The organism is Nonomuraea sp. NPDC050404 (genome assembly GCF_040655495.1).
GTDB lineage: Bacteria > Actinomycetota > Actinomycetes > Streptosporangiales > Streptosporangiaceae > Nonomuraea.
The window spans coordinates 140,934-155,601 of the sequence record NZ_JBFAKB010000028.1 but is presented as its reverse complement, the minus strand read 5'-3'; the positions used below and the strand labels follow the sequence as shown (position 1 = coordinate 155,601).

At 70.1% G+C, this 14,668-nt stretch carries 13 protein-coding genes; 5 read left to right on the top strand and 8 right to left on the bottom strand.

The features are described from left to right. The first annotated feature begins 34 nt into the window (after positions 1-34). The 5 genes from AB0I81_RS50265 (at position 35) to AB0I81_RS50245 (ending at position 4,673) form a co-directional block, all read left to right on the top strand. The gene (locus AB0I81_RS50265; RefSeq protein ID WP_360674186.1) at positions 35-496 is read left to right on the top strand and encodes an Rrf2 family transcriptional regulator; all 462 of its coding nucleotides are present in this window, start codon (positions 35-37) and stop codon (positions 494-496) included. Between the two features lie 116 nt (positions 497-612). Continuing rightward, positions 613-1,851, top strand: coding sequence for a globin domain-containing protein (locus tag AB0I81_RS50260; protein WP_360674183.1), 1,239 nt, complete (start codon positions 613-615; stop codon positions 1,849-1,851). Between the two features lie 51 nt (positions 1,852-1,902). Then, positions 1,903-2,541, top strand: coding sequence for a nitroreductase family protein (locus tag AB0I81_RS50255; RefSeq protein WP_360674181.1), 639 nt, complete (start codon positions 1,903-1,905; stop codon positions 2,539-2,541). 150 nt (positions 2,542-2,691) lie between these two features. Further along, positions 2,692-3,753, top strand: coding sequence for a hypothetical protein (locus tag AB0I81_RS50250; protein ID WP_360674178.1), 1,062 nt, complete (start codon positions 2,692-2,694; stop codon positions 3,751-3,753). An 86-nt stretch (positions 3,754-3,839) separates the two neighbouring features. Then, positions 3,840-4,673 carry an SAM-dependent methyltransferase gene (locus AB0I81_RS50245; RefSeq protein ID WP_360674176.1) on the top strand — a complete coding sequence of 278 codons (834 nt, stop codon included), beginning with the start codon at positions 3,840-3,842 and terminating at the stop codon, positions 4,671-4,673. A gap of 7 nt (positions 4,674-4,680) precedes the next feature. Here the strand turns inward: AB0I81_RS50245 and AB0I81_RS50240 are convergent, their stop codons facing one another. The 8 genes from AB0I81_RS50240 to AB0I81_RS50205 all read right to left on the bottom strand — a co-directional run bounded on the left by AB0I81_RS50240 (position 4,681) and on the right by AB0I81_RS50205 (position 14,596). Further along, positions 4,681-6,075 carry a GH1 family beta-glucosidase gene (locus AB0I81_RS50240; RefSeq protein WP_360674174.1) on the bottom strand — a complete coding sequence of 465 codons (1,395 nt, stop codon included), beginning with the start codon at positions 6,073-6,075 and terminating at the stop codon, positions 4,681-4,683. 1 nt (position 6,076) lies between these two features. Beyond that, positions 6,077-8,356 carry an alpha-xylosidase gene (yicI, locus tag AB0I81_RS50235; RefSeq protein ID WP_360674171.1) on the bottom strand — a complete coding sequence of 760 codons (2,280 nt, stop codon included), beginning with the start codon at positions 8,354-8,356 and terminating at the stop codon, positions 6,077-6,079. Positions 8,357-8,378: 22 nt separating this feature from the next. Next, positions 8,379-10,469, bottom strand: a complete 2,091-nt coding sequence (locus tag AB0I81_RS50230; RefSeq protein ID WP_360674169.1) for a beta-galactosidase — start codon at positions 10,467-10,469, stop codon at positions 8,379-8,381. Next, positions 10,470-11,495, bottom strand: a complete 1,026-nt coding sequence (locus AB0I81_RS50225; RefSeq protein WP_360674166.1) for a LacI family DNA-binding transcriptional regulator — start codon at positions 11,493-11,495, stop codon at positions 10,470-10,472. A 106-nt stretch (positions 11,496-11,601) separates the two neighbouring features. After that, positions 11,602-12,228, bottom strand: coding sequence for a hypothetical protein (locus AB0I81_RS50220; RefSeq protein WP_360674164.1), 627 nt, complete (start codon positions 12,226-12,228; stop codon positions 11,602-11,604). Then, positions 12,221-13,483 (bottom strand): hypothetical protein, encoded by a 1,263-nt coding sequence (locus AB0I81_RS50215; RefSeq protein ID WP_360674162.1) that lies wholly within the window; start codon positions 13,481-13,483, stop codon positions 12,221-12,223. The genes AB0I81_RS50220 and AB0I81_RS50215 overlap by 8 nt, the downstream gene beginning before the upstream one ends. After that, positions 13,474-14,226 (bottom strand): ATP-binding cassette domain-containing protein, encoded by a 753-nt coding sequence (locus AB0I81_RS50210; protein WP_360674159.1) that lies wholly within the window; start codon positions 14,224-14,226, stop codon positions 13,474-13,476. The genes AB0I81_RS50215 and AB0I81_RS50210 overlap by 10 nt, the downstream gene beginning before the upstream one ends. A gap of 34 nt (positions 14,227-14,260) precedes the next feature. Beyond that, the gene (locus AB0I81_RS50205; protein WP_360674157.1) at positions 14,261-14,596 is read right to left on the bottom strand and encodes a hypothetical protein; all 336 of its coding nucleotides are present in this window, start codon (positions 14,594-14,596) and stop codon (positions 14,261-14,263) included. Positions 14,597-14,668 lie beyond the last annotated feature (72 nt).

Genomic DNA, 14,668 nt, shown 5'->3' with positions numbered 1-14,668 from the left:
ACGGTGGGGAGCGGCGATTCCATACGGTGGAGGCATGCGCCTGACCGCCTTCACCGACATCTCGTTGCGTATCGTGATGCGCCTGGCCGTGGCGCGGCCGGATGAGTTGCTCACCACCCGCGACGTGGCCGGCATGCTGGCCGTCCCCTACACCCACGCGGCCAAGGCCGTCGCCCGGCTGAGTGAGCTGGGTGTGGTGGAGGCCAGGCGTGGGCGCGGTGGGGGGATGCAGCTCGCCGCGGCTGGGCGGGGTGCGAGTGTCGGCGCCCTCGTGCGCGAGCTGGAGGGCGCCGGCGACGTCGTCGGTTGTACGGAGGAGCCGCCGTGCCCGTTGCGGGCGGCCTGCCGGTTGCGGTCGGCGTTGCGTCAGGCGCAGGAGGCGTTCTATGCCTCGCTCGACGGGATCACCGTCGCGGCGCTGGTGGACGCGCCGACCGGGCCGGTCCTGCTGGCCCTGACACCCCCTGATCGCAAGACCGGCACCTCCGGAATTTAATATGAATCTCAGATGCTGATTTAGCTGTCAGGGATCTTCATCCGGTGTTCGTCCGAGGAGCGCTCCCCGCCGTATGAGTCCCAGACGCAACTGTTCATCCGTCTGGAGGTTCATCCATGTTGTCCGCCAAAGCCGCGCGGCTCGTCCGCGACACCCTCCCCGTGGTCGGAGCCGAGCTGGAGACGATCACGGCACGGTTCTACGACACCATGTTCGCCGACCACCCCGAACTGCTCGACGGGCTGTTCAACCGCGGCAACCAGCGCAGCGGTGAGCAGCGCAAGGCCCTGGCCGGGGCGGTGGCGGCCTTCGCCGGGGCGCTGCTGGCCGACCCGGACCAGCGCCCCGACACGCTGCTGGCCCGTATCGCGCACAAGCACGCCGCCGTGGGTGTCACCGACGACCAGTACGTCATCGTGCACAAATACCTGTTCGGCGCCATCGCCGAGGTGCTCGGCGACGCCGTAACCCCCGACGTCGCGGCGGCCTGGGACGAGGTGTACTGGCTGATGGCGGGCGCGCTGATCGCGATGGAGGCCCGCATCTACGCCATGGCCGGGGCGAGTGACGGCACGACCTGGCGGCCGTGGCGGGTGGTGGAGCGGCGGGAGGAGACGGCGGAGGCGGTGTCGCTGGTGCTGAGCCCGGTGGGTGACGAGCCGGTGCCGCCGGCCAGGCCCGGCCAGTACGTCAGCGTCCGCGTGACCATGCCCGACGGCGTACGGCAACTGAGGCAGTACACGTTGTCCGGGCACGAAGCCGACGGACGGCGCCGCATCACGGTCAAGCGGGCGCGCAGCGGCGGGCTGCCGGAAGGGGAGGTGTCCTCGCTGCTGCACGCCACCGTCAGGGAGGGCGACGAGCTGACCCTGTCGGCGCCCTTCGGCGACATCTCGCTGCAGGACGGCGACGTGCCGCTCGTGCTGGTCTCGGCCGGCATCGGCTGCACCCCGATCGCCGCGATGTTGCAGCACCTGGCCGTGACCAGGGACTCCCGCCGGGTTCTGGTCCTGCACGCCGACCGCTCCGCGGCGGGGCACGCGCTGCGGGCGGACATGGAGAGCCTGACCGGCGAACTCCCCGCCGCCGAGCGGATCTTCTGGTACGAGGCCGGTAGCGGTGACGGCTGCGAGTCAGGCGTCGGCGACGGCTGCGAGTCGGGCGTCGGCGGTGGCGTCCGCAAGGGTCGGATGGACCTGGGCGAGGTCGAGATCCCCGAAGGTGCGGTCGTCTACATGTGCGGACCCGTGGAGTTCATGCGCGCGGCCCGTACCCAGCTCATCGCGGCCGGGGTCGCCCCGCGTGACATCCACTATGAGGTGTTCGGCCCCGACCTGTGGCTGGGCGCCGCCTGACCCGACCCCTCGATTCGCCGTGAAATACCGTGAGATGGGCATGATGGCCGCATGACCATCTCAGCGGACGAATTGCTCACCACCACCCGCAGCGTGCGCAAGCGCCTCGACCTCACCCGCCCGGTTCCGGCAGAGCTGGTCCGCGAGTGCCTGGAGGTCGCACTCCAGGCGCCCTCCGGCGGGAACGCGCAGCTCTGGCACTGGATCGTGGTGACCGACCCCGCCAAGCGCACGGCGATCGGCGACTACTACCAGCGCTCGTGGAACACCTACTTCAACTCGGGCTCCTCGGCGGGGGACCTGTTCAAGGACAACCCGGAAAGGTCCGCCGAGCAGGGGAGGGTGTCCGACAGCGCCGCCTATCTCGGTGAGCACATGGGCGAGGTGCCGGTACTGGTGATCGGCTGCACGACGGTGCCCGGCGGGCTGCCCGCGGGCAACCAGGCCGGCCTGTGGGGCTCGCTGCTCCCCGCCGCGTGGAGCTTCATGCTCGCCGCCCGCGCCCGAGGGCTGGGCACGTCGTGGACGACGCTGCACCTGGCCTACGAGAGCGAGATCGCCGAGCTGCTCGGCATTCCCGGGAACGTCCGGCAGGGTGTGCTGATCCCCACCGCCTACTACACCGGCGAGACCTTCAAGCCGGCCCGCCGCCAGCCGCTGGAGGAGGTGCTGCACGTCGATCACTGGTAACGCCCGCACGGCACACGACGGATCGCTGGTAACGCCCGCACGGCACACGACGGATCGCTGGTAACGCCCGCACGGCACACGACGGATCGCTGGTAACTCCCGCGTGCCACGCGCACAGTGGAGGTCACGACCGACGTGAGGGAGGGCCCCGTGATCTCTCTGCCCACGCTGCCGACATCGCTGGTCGGCAGCTATGCCCAGCCCGACTGGCTGATCGACCGCGACAGGCTGGCAGGCCGGTTCCCGCCGCGGGTACGGGCCAGGGAGTTGTGGCGGATTCCGCCCGCCCTGCTCACCCAGGCCCAGGACGACGCCACCGAACTGGCGATCAGGGCACAGGAGCGCGCCGGGCTGGACATCGTCACCGACGGGGAGATCCGCCGCGAGAGCTACTCCAACCACTTCGCCACCGCCCTGGAGGGCATCGACCTCGACGATCCCGGTACGGCGCTCGACCGCAGCGGCCATCCGAACCCCGTGCCGCGCATCGCCGGGCCCATCCGCAGGCCCCGCCCCATAGAGGTGGCGGACCTGCGGTTCCTGCGGGCGCACACCGACCGGGTGATCAAGATGACGGTGCCGGGGCCGTTCACGATGAGCCAGCAGGCGCAGAACGACCACTATCCCGACGCCGAGGCCGCCGCCATGGACTACGCGGCGGCGGTCAACGCCGAGATCCGCGACCTGTTCGCGGCCGGGGCCGACATCGTGCAGATCGACGAGCCGTACATGCAGGCCAGGCCGGAGGCGGCGCGTGCGTACGGGCTGGCCGCGTTGAACGCCGCCCTGGACGGCGTGACCGGGACCACGGCGGTGCACATCTGTTTCGGGTACGCGGCGATCATCCACGAGCGGCCCGAGGCGTACTCGTTCCTGCCGGAGCTGGCCGGCTGCCCGGTGCGGCAGGTGTCGATCGAGACCGCGCAGTCGGGGCTGGACCTCGGGGTGTTGTCGGACCTGAAGGACAAGACGGTCATCCTCGGGGTGATCGACCTGTCCACGCCGAAGGTGGAAACGGCGGAGGAGGTGGCGGGGCGGGTGCGCAGGGCGTTCGAGTGGGTGCCGCCGGAGCGGATCGTCATCGCCACGGACTGCGGGATGAAATACCTGCCCAGGGCGTCGGCGGAGGGCAAGATGCGGGCCATGGCGGGCGCGGCCCGCCTGCTGCGCCGCGAATTGGGGGACGGGGATTGGGATGGTGATATTTCCTGATAAATCTCACGCCCGCGCCCAAGGGCTCCGCTTAGGATCATGGCGCCGACCCATGTGATCGACCCCCCTGATCCAAGGAGCCCAGAGTGCCCCAGAGCGAGCGGGACAGCACGCCCAGCGGGATAGACACCACCAAACCGAGCGTCGCACGCGTCTACGACTACATGCTCGGCGGCAAGGACAACTACGAGATCGACCGCCACGTCGCGCAGGCGGCGCTGAAGATCGCCCCGGACGCGCCGGAGGCCGCCCAGTCCAACCGCGCGTTCCTGCGGCGCACGGTCCGCTACCTGGCCGCCGAGGCGGGCATCCGCCAGTTCCTGGACATCGGCTCCGGCCTGCCCACCCAGGGCAACGTGCACGAGGTCGCCCAGTCCGTCACCCCCGGCACGCACGTCGTGTACGTCGACCACGACCCGATCGTCCTGGCCCACGGCCGGGCCCTGCTCGCCGTGGACGAGACCACCGTGATCGTGGACGCCGACGCCCGCGAGCCGGAGCAGATCCTCGACGACCCGCGCACGCGCAGCCTCATCGACTTCGACGAGCCGGTCGGCCTGCTGCTGTTCGGCATCCTGCACCACCTGTCGGACGAGGAGGACCCGGCGGGCATCCTGGCCAGGTTCGTACGCCGGCTGGCCCCGGGCAGCCACGTGGTGATCTCCCACTTCCACAACCCGGGCGCCGAGCACCCCGAGGTGTCCGAGCAGGCGGCCACGGCCGAGAAGCTGTTCAACGAGCACCTCGGCACCGGCCGTTGGCGCACCCGCCAGGAGCTCCTGGCCTACTTCGACGGGCTCGAACTGCTGGAGCCCGGCCTGGTGCCGCTCCCGGAATGGCGTCCGGATCCGGAGGAGGACCAGGCCGAGCTGGGCATCACGTACCACACCTTCGCCGGAGGCGTGGCACGCAAGCCCTGACGAACCGTCAGCCCACCGGCAGCTTGCCGGTGGCGACCACGTCGCGGTACCAGTGGGCGCTGTCCTTCCAGGTACGCTCCATCGTCTCGCGGTCCACGCGGACGATGCCGAACCGCTTGTTGTACCCGTGCGCCCACTCGAAGTTGTCCATGAGCGACCACACGAAGTAGCCGCGCACGTCCGCGCCGCCCGCGATGGCCTCGGCCACGGCGCTCAGATGGCGGTGCAGGTAGTCCACGCGGTCGGCGTCGCGGACCCGGCCGTCGGTGGGGACCTTGTCGGGGAAGGCGGCGCCGTTCTCCGTGATCATCAGCGGCAGGCCGGGGTAGTCGCGGTGCAGGCGCAGCAGCAGCTCGGTCAGGCCGGTCTCGTCGATGTTCCAGCCCATCTCCGTGTACGGGCCCGGCTGCTTGACGAACTCGATGTCCTCGCACGCGATCCACGGGGAGGCGGCCCCGTCCTGGTGCCCGTCGGCGGTCTCCTTCGCGGTCGCGCCGTCCCACTGGCGTACCAGCGTGGGGTTGTAGTAGTTGACCCCGAGCACGTCCAGCGGCTGGCCGGCGGTGGCCTCGTCGCCGTCCTTGACGAAGGACCAGTCGGTCACCGAGGCGGTGTCGGCGAGCAGGTCGGCCGGGTAGGCGCCCTCCAGCATCGGGCCGAGGAAGGCGCGGTTGCTCAGCGCGTCCGCGCGCCGCACCGCGTCGGCGTCCCGCTCGGACACGCCGCGCACGTGGTGCAGGTTGAGCGTGACCGACATCTGGGCGTCACTGGCGGCCGTGGCCCGCAGCGCCTGCACGGCCAGGCCGTGGCCCAGGTTCAGGTGGTGCACGGCGGCGAGCGAGGCGGCGGGATCGGTCCTGGCCGGGGCATGCACGCCGGAGGCGTAGCCCAGGTAGGCCGAGCACCACGGCTCGTTCAGCGTGATCCAGGTGCGGACGCGGTCGCCGAGCGTCTCGCCCATGAGGCGGGCGTAGTCGGCGAAGCGCAGCGCGGTCTCACGCTCCGGCCAGCCGCCGGCGTCCTCCAGCTCCTGCGGCAGGTCCCAGTGGTAGAGCGTGGCCACCGGCGCGATGTCCCTGGCCAGCAGGCCGTCCACCAGGCGGTTGTAGAAGTCGGCGCCGGGCCGGTTGAGCGCGCCGCGGCCGCCCGGCTGCACGCGCGGCCAGGAGATGGAGAAGCGGTAGGCGCCCACGCCCAGCGCGGCGAGGATGTCCAGGTCCTCCTCCAGCCGGTGGTAGTGGTCGCAGGCCACGTCACCGGTGTCGCCGTTGGCCACCAGTCCCGGCGTGTGGGAGAAGGTGTCCCAGATGGACGGGCCGCGGCCGTCCTCGTTCCAGGCGCCTTCCACCTGGTAGGCGGCGGTGGCGGTGCCCCACAGGAAGTTCGGGGGGAAAGCAGGCATGTCACTCCTCGGCACTGAGCTTGATCTCGATGTGGTCGATCTCCGGTGCCGCGGCGGCGGTCGCCGTGGCGTGGCGCAGGTTCCAGGCGGCGGGCGGGCCCTGCAGCCGCCTGGCGGTGAGGCGGTCGCCCCGGCGGGCGACCTCGAACACGGCCGCCGCGCCGCCGTCCGGCGCGGGTACGGTGACGGTGCGCGTGGCACCGTCGGCCGGTTCGTAGACGTCGAGGGTGACGCCGTCGGCGTAGTCGTAGTCGGGCCGGTCGTCGCGGGCGCCGGTCGCGATCACCGCGCCCGGCCGCACCAGCAGCGGCAGGCTGTCGAACCCGTGCCGCTCGCTGCGCCAGCCCGGCCCGGTGACGCGCTCCCCGTCGAGCAGCCGGGTCCAGGTGCCCTCAGGTACGTAGTACGAAATATCCCCATCGACGGACAACACGGGGGCGACCAGCAGGTCGGAGCCGAGCATGTACTGGGCGTCCAGGTAGTCGCAGGCCCGGTCCCCGGGGAACTCCAGCTGCATGGCCCGCATCATCGGCAGGCCCTCGGTCGCGGCCTCGACGGCGGCGCCGTACAGGTAGGGCATCAGCCGGGCCTTGAGCTTGGTGAACGAGCGCAGCACGTCCACCGATTCTTCGTCGAACAACCACGGCACCCGGTAGGAGCCGCTGCCGTGCAGGCGGCTGTGTGAGGACAGCAGCCCGAAGGCCACCCAGCGCTTGAACACGGCCGGGTCGGGCCGCCCCTCGAAGCCGCCGATGTCGTGGCTCCAGTAGCCGAACCCGCCCATCCCGAGCGACAACCCGCCGCGCAGCGACTCCAGCATGCCCTCGAACGTCGACTCGCAGTCGCCGCCCCAGTGCACCGGCAGCCGCTGCCCGCCGACCGTGGCCGAGCGTGCGAACAGCACCGCCTCGCCGGCCCCGTTCCGCTCGGCCAGCACGTCGTGGACGGTCTGGTTGTAGAGCAGGCTGTAGTAGTTGTGCATGCGCTCCGGGTCGGAGCCGTCGGCGTAGATCACGTCGGTGGGGATGCGCTCGCCGAAGTCGGTCTTGAACGCGTCCACCCCCATGTCGAGCAGCCCCCGCAGCTTGCCCGCGTACCACTCGCGGGCGGCGGGTGAGGTGAAGTCGACCAGCGCCCTGCCCGCCTGCCAGTGGTCATCCTGCCAGACGGTGCCGTCCGGGCGGCGCAGCAGATGCCCGGCCGCGGCCCCCTCCTCGAACAGCTCCGACGCCTGCCCGATGTAGGGGTTGATCCACAGGCAGATCTTCAGCCCGCGCTCCTTCAGCCGCCGCAGCGTGCCCTCGGGGTCGGGGAACACCTCCGGATCCCACTCGAAGTCGCACCAGCGGAACTGCCGCATCCAGAAGCAGTCGAAGTGGAACACGCTGAGCGGCAGGTCCCGCTCGGCCATCCCGTCCACGAACGAGGTCACCGTGGCCTCGTCGTAGTCCGTGGTGAAAGAGGTGGACAACCACAACCCGAACGACCACGCGGGCGGCAGCGCCGGGCGGCCGGTCAGCGCCGTGTAGCGGCGCAGGATGTCGGCCGGCGTCGGGCCGTGGATGATCAGGTACTCCAGGTCGTGGCTCTCGACGCTGAACTGCACCCGCGACACGCTCTCCGAGCCGACCTCGAACGAGACCCGCCCCGGATGGTTGACGAACACCCCGTAGCCCCGGTTGGTGAGGTAGAAGGGGACGTTCTTGTAGGCGATCTCGCTGCTGGTGCCGCCGTCCTCGTTCCAGATGTCGATCGACTGGCCGTTGCGCACCAGGGCGCCGAAGCGCTCGCCGAGGCCGTACACGAGCTCGCCGGCGCTCAGCTTGAGCTGCTCGACCATGAAGTGCCGGGCGTCCGGGTCGTGCATGACGCCCAGGCTCTTGCCGGAGCTGCGGGTCAGCTCGCGGCCCCCGGCGCTGAAGACCATGTCCCAGGGTGCGTTCCTGCCGACCCGGACGGTGAGGTCGCCGCTGGTCAGCGCGGCCTCCTCGCCGTCCACGGCGATCTTGACCTCCGGCCGGTCGTCGCGCACCTCGAAGGCGGGGGCGTCCGGTACGGATCCGGCGAAGTGCACCGCGCGGACGCGGATCACGTCCGGCATCGGCGAGGACAGGTCCACCCGCAGGACCGGCCCGTCGATGGTGTTGCCGCGGCGGGTGATCTCCCGCGCGGGGGCGAGGATCCGCAGCGAGCCGGCCTCGGCGGTCACGTCGTGGGCCGCGGTGGCGTAATCTCCGCGCACCCCTGGACGCATCCGCCAGTAGCCGTCTTTGAACTTCATGCCAATCCGTTCTTTGAAGGGGTCAGGGGCGCAGGGCGGCGACCGCGCGGGGCGCCAGCGTCACCGAGCCCTCGGCGGGGGAGCCGGTCAGCAGGTCCACGGCGGCCTCGGGGATCGGCACGCGGGCCGTTTCCGTGCCGTGGTTGAGCAGGAACAGGACGTCGCCGCGGCGCACCGCCTCGACGCCGGGGGGCAGCTCCGGCAGCGCGCCGCTCACCCGCGCGTCGGCCAGCACCCGCTCGGTCAGCGCGGCCAGGGCGGCGGGCTCGGGCATCGTGCCCACGTACCAGGCGATGCCCTCGCCCGTGGCGTGCCGCAGCACGGCGGGCGAGCCGGCCAGGTCGCCCTCGGTGAACTCGGCCACCACCTCGGCGCCCTCGGCCCGCAGCAGTTCGGTCCAGGTGTGCGCGGTGAACTCCGCGCCGACCTGAGCACCGGCCTGGGCACCGGCCTGGGCACCGGCCTGGGCACCGGCCTGAGCACCGGCCTGAGCACCGGCCTCCGCGCCATCCGGAGCGCCGCCGTTCCAGCGGCAGCGCACCGGGCGCTCCTCCGAGGCGGGCAGCCACTCCTCGCCCGAGCCGCCCAGCACCTCGCGCAGCGGCACGGGGAACCGGCCGGTGCGCACGTGCGCGTCCGGGTCCACGACCCCGGAGAACGGCCCGACCACGAGCACGCCGCCGCCGCGCACGTACGCGGTCATCGCCGCGGCGTCCCGGTCGCCGAGCAGGAACAGGTTCGGCGCCACGACCAGCGCGTACGCCGACAGGTCCGCCGACGGCGGCACCACGTCCACGCTCACGCCGCGCTCGAAGAACGGCACGTAGTAGTCCAGCAACTGCTCGGTGGCGTTGAGACGGTCGCTGGGCCGCCCGCGATCCTCCAGCGCCCACCAGCTCGCCCAGTCGAACACCATCGCCACCCGCGCCGGCACCGGCTCACCCGCGACCTCGGCGAGTTTACGCAGCTCCTGCCCGTGCGCCCGCACCGCCGCGTGCAGCCGCGTGTCCGCGCCGGCGTGCGGCACCATCGCGGCGTGGAAACGTTCGGAGCCGAACCGGGAGGCCCGCCACTGGAAGTAACACAGGCCGTCCGCGCCGCGCGCCACCGCCTGCAACGACTCCAGGCGGAACTGCCCCGGCGGCTTGGGCAGGTTGTGCGGACGCCAGTTGACCCCGTTCGTCGCCTGCTCCATCAGCAACCACGGCCTGCCCCCGCCCAGGCCGCGCATGAGGTCGTGGGTGAGCGCCGTGAGCGCGGGCGCCTTCGGGTTGCCCGGCTCGGGATACCAGTCGTTGGAGACCACGTCCTGCTCAGCGGCGAAGGAGAAGTAGTCGCACCGCTTGAACAGGCCCATGAAGTTCGTGGTGACCGGAATGCCTGGCGTGTGCGCGCGCAGCACGTCGCGCTGCTCGCGGAAGTGCGAGAGCAGCTCGTCGGAGCAGAAGCGCCACCAGTCCAGGCGCTGGGTCGGATTGATGATGTACGGCGCGCGCCGCGGCGGCACGATCTCGGCCCAGTCGCCGTAGCCCTGGCTCCAGAACGTGGTGCCCCACGCCTCGTTCAGCCTGTCCAGGTCGCCGTAGCGGGCCCGCAACCAGGTACGGAACGCGGCGGCCGACTCGTCACAGTGGCAGACCTCGCCGTACTCGTTGCCCACGTGCCACATCGCCAGCGCCGGGTGGGCGGCGTACCGTTCCGCCAGGGCGGTCGTGATCGACTGGGAGCGCTCCCGATATACGCCCGAAGAAGGGCAGTACTGGTTGCGGGAGCCGTACCAGAGCCGGTGCCCGGCCTCGTCCACCGGCAGCGTCTCCGGCCAGCGGTGCCCCAGCCACGGCGGCGGCGAGGCCGTCGGGATCGCCAGGTCCACCGCGATCCCGTTCCCTGCCATCAGGTCCATCACCCGGTCCAGCCAGCCGAAATCGTGCTTGCCCGGCTCGGGCTCCAGCCGCGACCAGCTGAACACGCCGACCGTGACCAGGTTGACCCCGGCGGCCCGCATCAGCCCGGCGTCCTCGACCCAGACCTCCTCCGGCCACTGCTCCGGGTTGTAGTCGCCCCCGAACAGCAGCCCACGGCCCTCGGTGAGCGTGTGCATCCCCAGCTTCAACTACCTGACCCCTTCACGTGGTGGTGGCGCGGAGCTGTCCCCGACCACCAGACGGCAGGGCACGAGCCGCTGTTGCGGCGGCGCGTCCCCCTGCAACCGATCGATGAGCATGCGCGTGCCGAGCCGGCCCAGCTCGGCGCTGGGGGGTTCCAGCGTCGTGAGCCGGGGGTGGAACATCTCGGCCACCCGCGCCGAGGACAACACCAGCATCAGCGTCAGGTCCTCGGGTATCCGCCAGCCGCGCCGCGCCACGGCCGTGATCACGCCGACCGCCGCGTGGTCGTCCATCACCGCCAGCGCCGTCACGTCCGGGTGGGCGTCCATGAGCCGCTCGAACGCCTTGGCGCCCTCCTCGGCTGAGCCGGGGCGGAAGTCGCCCGCGTACCCGATCCCGGCCTCCGCGGCCGCCCTGGCGAACTCGGCCCCCGCCCGGATCGCGGGGCCGTACTGGGGCGCGTAGGTCTCGGCGGAGAGGTTGAAGAAGCCCAGCTTGCGATGCCCGAGCCCGGCCACGTGCGCCACCGCGGCCCTGGCGGTGGCGGCGAAGTCGATGTCGGCGTAGTCGATCGAGCCCGGCTCGCGGGTACGCCCGATCATCGTGAACGGCACCTGCGAGCCCGCCAGGAACGCGGTGCGCTCGTCGTCGAGCCGTACCTCCATCAGCAGCACGCCGTCCACCAGCCCCAGGCCGGTGAGGTGGCGCAACTCCTGCATCGGGTCGGCGCTCTCGGGAGAGAGCAGCAGGTGATAACCCAGCTCGCTGGCCGCCTCGGCGGCGCTGGTCGCGAACTGCATCTCGGTCAGCCCGAAACCGCTGTGCGGGGCGGGGAACATCAGCGCCAGGATGCGGGTCCGCTTGCTCTGCAGGCCGCGGGCCAGCAGATTGGGCCGATAGCCCAGCTCGGCGGCGGCCTGCTCAACGCGCCGCCTGGTCGCCTCCGCCACGGGGCGGGTGCCGTTGAGCGCCGCGGACGCGGTGCTGACCGCGACCTGAGCACGCTCGGCCACGTCACGTAGCGAGGTCAACGGGCCTCCGGAGGTGAGCGGGCCGATATGGGGATCGAAACGTTTCGCACCACGCTAAAGTCCGTTTTGTGGGGATGTCAATGGCCTGAATCTGGATGACCGAAAACTACGGTATGTGGCGTCGTCCGGCGGGGCGCAGGCCCCACGGCCGGATGACGGAGACCATCCAGCCGAGCCCGAAGACCGCCACGGACGCGGCCCAGGAGCCCGGGTCGTCGAACCGGTGCAACGGCCAGGCCCACCAGTGCGGGCGCAGGTACTCATCGGCACCCCACCACTGCAGGAGCACGAAGTACGCGAGAGGCAGGATCCATGGCAGCGTCCGCCGGAACATCCTTGCCGAGATCAGGCTCAGGCCGCAGAAGAAGAGGACGTCGCGCACGGCGGCTGCGGCCGTGGCGGCCGAACTCGACACCACCGCCCCGCCGGCGACGCAGAGGCAGGCGAACGCCACCGAGCAGGCGGTGTGCAGGGATTCCGCCTTGAAGAGCACTCCCGTCGCCGTCTCCTCCAGGACGCTCATGGCGGAGTGCCTGCTCCCGATGGCGAGCAGTGCGGCGGGAATGGCCCCCAGAGTCGCCGCCGCGACAGGGGTCCAGCCTTGTGCGGCGGTCGAGGGCAGCGTCACCTGCTCACCGCCGTTGAGAGCGATCCCCAGAGCACAGGCGAGCAGCCCGATCACCATCCAGCCGATCCGGTGTGCCATGCAGTAGCGGCGAAGCGCGTCAGGCACAGCCGGGATCTATCGCTTTCAGGGCAGCTACCCTCGCCCGCACCCAAGCCGCCTGCTGAGCGTCCGGCTGCCGGGTCACGCGGTATATCTCCGCCATGTCGATGTCTTCCGGGCCTCCTTGTATGTAATTGGGGAACTTGGCGCCATAAGCGTGAACGGCCAGCCACTGCTTCATGGAGAAGTTCTGTTCGTAATAGTCATCAGCGCGCTCGTCGGGGAAATCGCAGGCGCGAAAGGTGTTCTCCATGACGTCTCCGGCCAGCGCGTCCGGCACCGAGAAGACCTCGTTGATGAGGAGGAAGCCCGAAGAGGGGGCCGCATTGGGCTGGACTCCTCTTTCGTAGAAGGTGTCGGGCACCTTGAACAACCCTGACGGCAGCTTGGTCAGCCTGCCGGCCATGGCCGCGATCTCGGGAAGATACTTCCTGTGGTCCGGCCACATGCACACCCGGGGTTTCTGTGCATTGCACAGCGGAACGGCGGGCGCGGGCCGGGTGGCGCGAAGCGGCCCGGCCGCCCCCGCCACGACTATGCAGCCTGCCACCGCGGCGACGGTGATCGTTACCTTGGACAATCTGCGCAGGCGGTTCCAGCTCGCACCGCCGGAGAGTCTGCCCGGCAGGAGCACGGCCGCCGCCGCCACCGCCAGGGCAAGTATGATGCGAGCGGTCAAGGCCGGGGCCAACACTTCTTCCTGCGGCATTCCCGACAGCACGAACAGCTCCAACCGGCGTGAGCCGAACATGCCGAACACGAGGATGAGAACGGCGATGGCAACGGTCGGGGCGAACTTGCCCACCAGATACTTGCCCGCCAAATGCCCGGCGGCGGTGCTCAGCAACAGTGTGCCGGCCCCGAGCAACAGGTAACCGGGCCACAGGAATCCAGGTCCCGCTTCTCCGGCGCTGACGATCGCCGCCGCACCCGCACCGATCAGATAGGGCACCCCGACATAAAGCACGGTGGAACTGAATTGCGCGAAGTCGGCCTGCCAGCGTGAACGCCAGGAGGCCGACAACATCCCGTTGGTGCCGGAACGATGTTCACGGCCGGCGCACCAACTGCCGGCGGCCCCGGCCATGGCGGTCAGCGCGTAGCCCCCAAGCTGGGCCGCGGCGCTCGCCTGCGGCCAGACCCCGATCCATGAGGTGCTGCGGCCGAAGAGTATGGCCAGGTTCAGGACGACGAACAACGGCAGCCACCAGCGCAGTGGTGAACGCCGGGTCTCCAGCCAGATGACCCGCATCATGTGCATGCCCGGCCCCGCGCGAGGACGCTCATGTAACCCCGTTCGAGCAGGGTGTCACCCGCCGCGTCGGTCGCGGCGGCGTCGGTGAGTTCCATGGGCTCACCCCGGAAGACCAGCCGTCCGCCGGACATCACGACCACTTCGTCGCACACGGCGGCGACATCCTCCACGAGGTGCGTGCTGATCACCACGGCGAGCCCCTCGTCCCGCAGGGTCCGGAGCAGATCGCGGAAATCAAGCCGTTGGGCGGGGTCCAACCCCACGGTGGGCTCGTCCAGCAGGAGCAGACTTGGGCGGCCGGCGATCGCGGCGGCTACCCCGCAGCGACGTAGCATGCCTCCGGAAAGGGACTTGAGTTTGTCCCGGCGCCGCTCGGTCAGATTCACTCGTGATATTGCCTGGCTGACCTCGGTCGCTGCTGACGTCTTGGGAATGCCGCGCAACCAAGCGCAATAGTGCACGAAGTCTTCCACGGTGAACGACGGGAAGTAACCGAATTCCTGTGGGAGATAGCCGATGTTCCGCCGGGCCTTGCGGGCATCATCCTCTCGGTTCACGGAGATTCCGCAGATCTCCAATGAGCCGGCTTGGGGTGGGACGGCGGTCGCGAGCGTGCGGAGCAATGTGGTCTTCCCTGCGCCGTTTGGCCCCAGGAGACCTAGTATTCCAGGTCGGATATCGAGGCAAAGCCCTCTGATGACTTCATTGCGACCGTAACCTTGCCGCAGGTCTCGGACGGCAGCGATCATTGCCTGGCCTTCTTCGCGATGTAGTGGCTCGTGGTCATTTCGCGCGGATGCCGAGCCAGGCGCCGTTGACCGGGAAGGTGCAATCACTGGAGTCGAAGGGCTCGTGATACGAGCCTTTGTACACGCTGAACCACCGCCCCGAGTAATCGTTCTCCAGGCTGCAGTTGGCCTCCAGCCTAACGTCCTGGTCGCGAGTGGCGGGATCACAGTAACCCGCAAAAGCGGTTTCCCACCATTTGGCGTAACAGCCGTAGGTTTTCTTCGTCTTGCCACCGGCATGAGCAGACATGGTTGGCATTGCCACAGTGCCGGTGGACAAAACGGCTGTGAGCAACCCGGCGATGCCGAGGGCGACTCTTCTACAGAACATGGACCATGATCCTAACTGCCGTTCAAGATCAATGGTAATTCTTTTGGTAGTCGAGTTTCGGCGTGCCTGCGT

Excerpts from the sequence above, each read along its gene's own strand:
- AB0I81_RS50240 (WP_360674174.1), bottom strand. The coding sequence starts at position 6,075 with ATGCCTGCTTTCCCCCCGAACTTCCTGTGGGGCACCGCCACCGCCGCC.
- AB0I81_RS50205 (WP_360674157.1), bottom strand. The coding sequence starts at position 14,596 with ATGTTCTGTAGAAGAGTCGCCCTCGGCATCGCCGGGTTGCTCACAGCC.
- AB0I81_RS50215 (WP_360674162.1), bottom strand. The coding sequence starts at position 13,483 with ATGCACATGATGCGGGTCATCTGGCTGGAGACCCGGCGTTCACCACTG.
- AB0I81_RS50260 (WP_360674183.1), top strand. The coding sequence starts at position 613 with ATGTTGTCCGCCAAAGCCGCGCGGCTCGTCCGCGACACCCTCCCCGTG.
- yicI (WP_360674171.1), bottom strand. The coding sequence starts at position 8,356 with ATGAAGTTCAAAGACGGCTACTGGCGGATGCGTCCAGGGGTGCGCGGA.
- AB0I81_RS50255 (WP_360674181.1), top strand. The coding sequence starts at position 1,903 with ATGACCATCTCAGCGGACGAATTGCTCACCACCACCCGCAGCGTGCGC.
- AB0I81_RS50265 (WP_360674186.1), top strand. The coding sequence starts at position 35 with ATGCGCCTGACCGCCTTCACCGACATCTCGTTGCGTATCGTGATGCGC.
- AB0I81_RS50210 (WP_360674159.1), bottom strand. The coding sequence starts at position 14,226 with ATGATCGCTGCCGTCCGAGACCTGCGGCAAGGTTACGGTCGCAATGAA.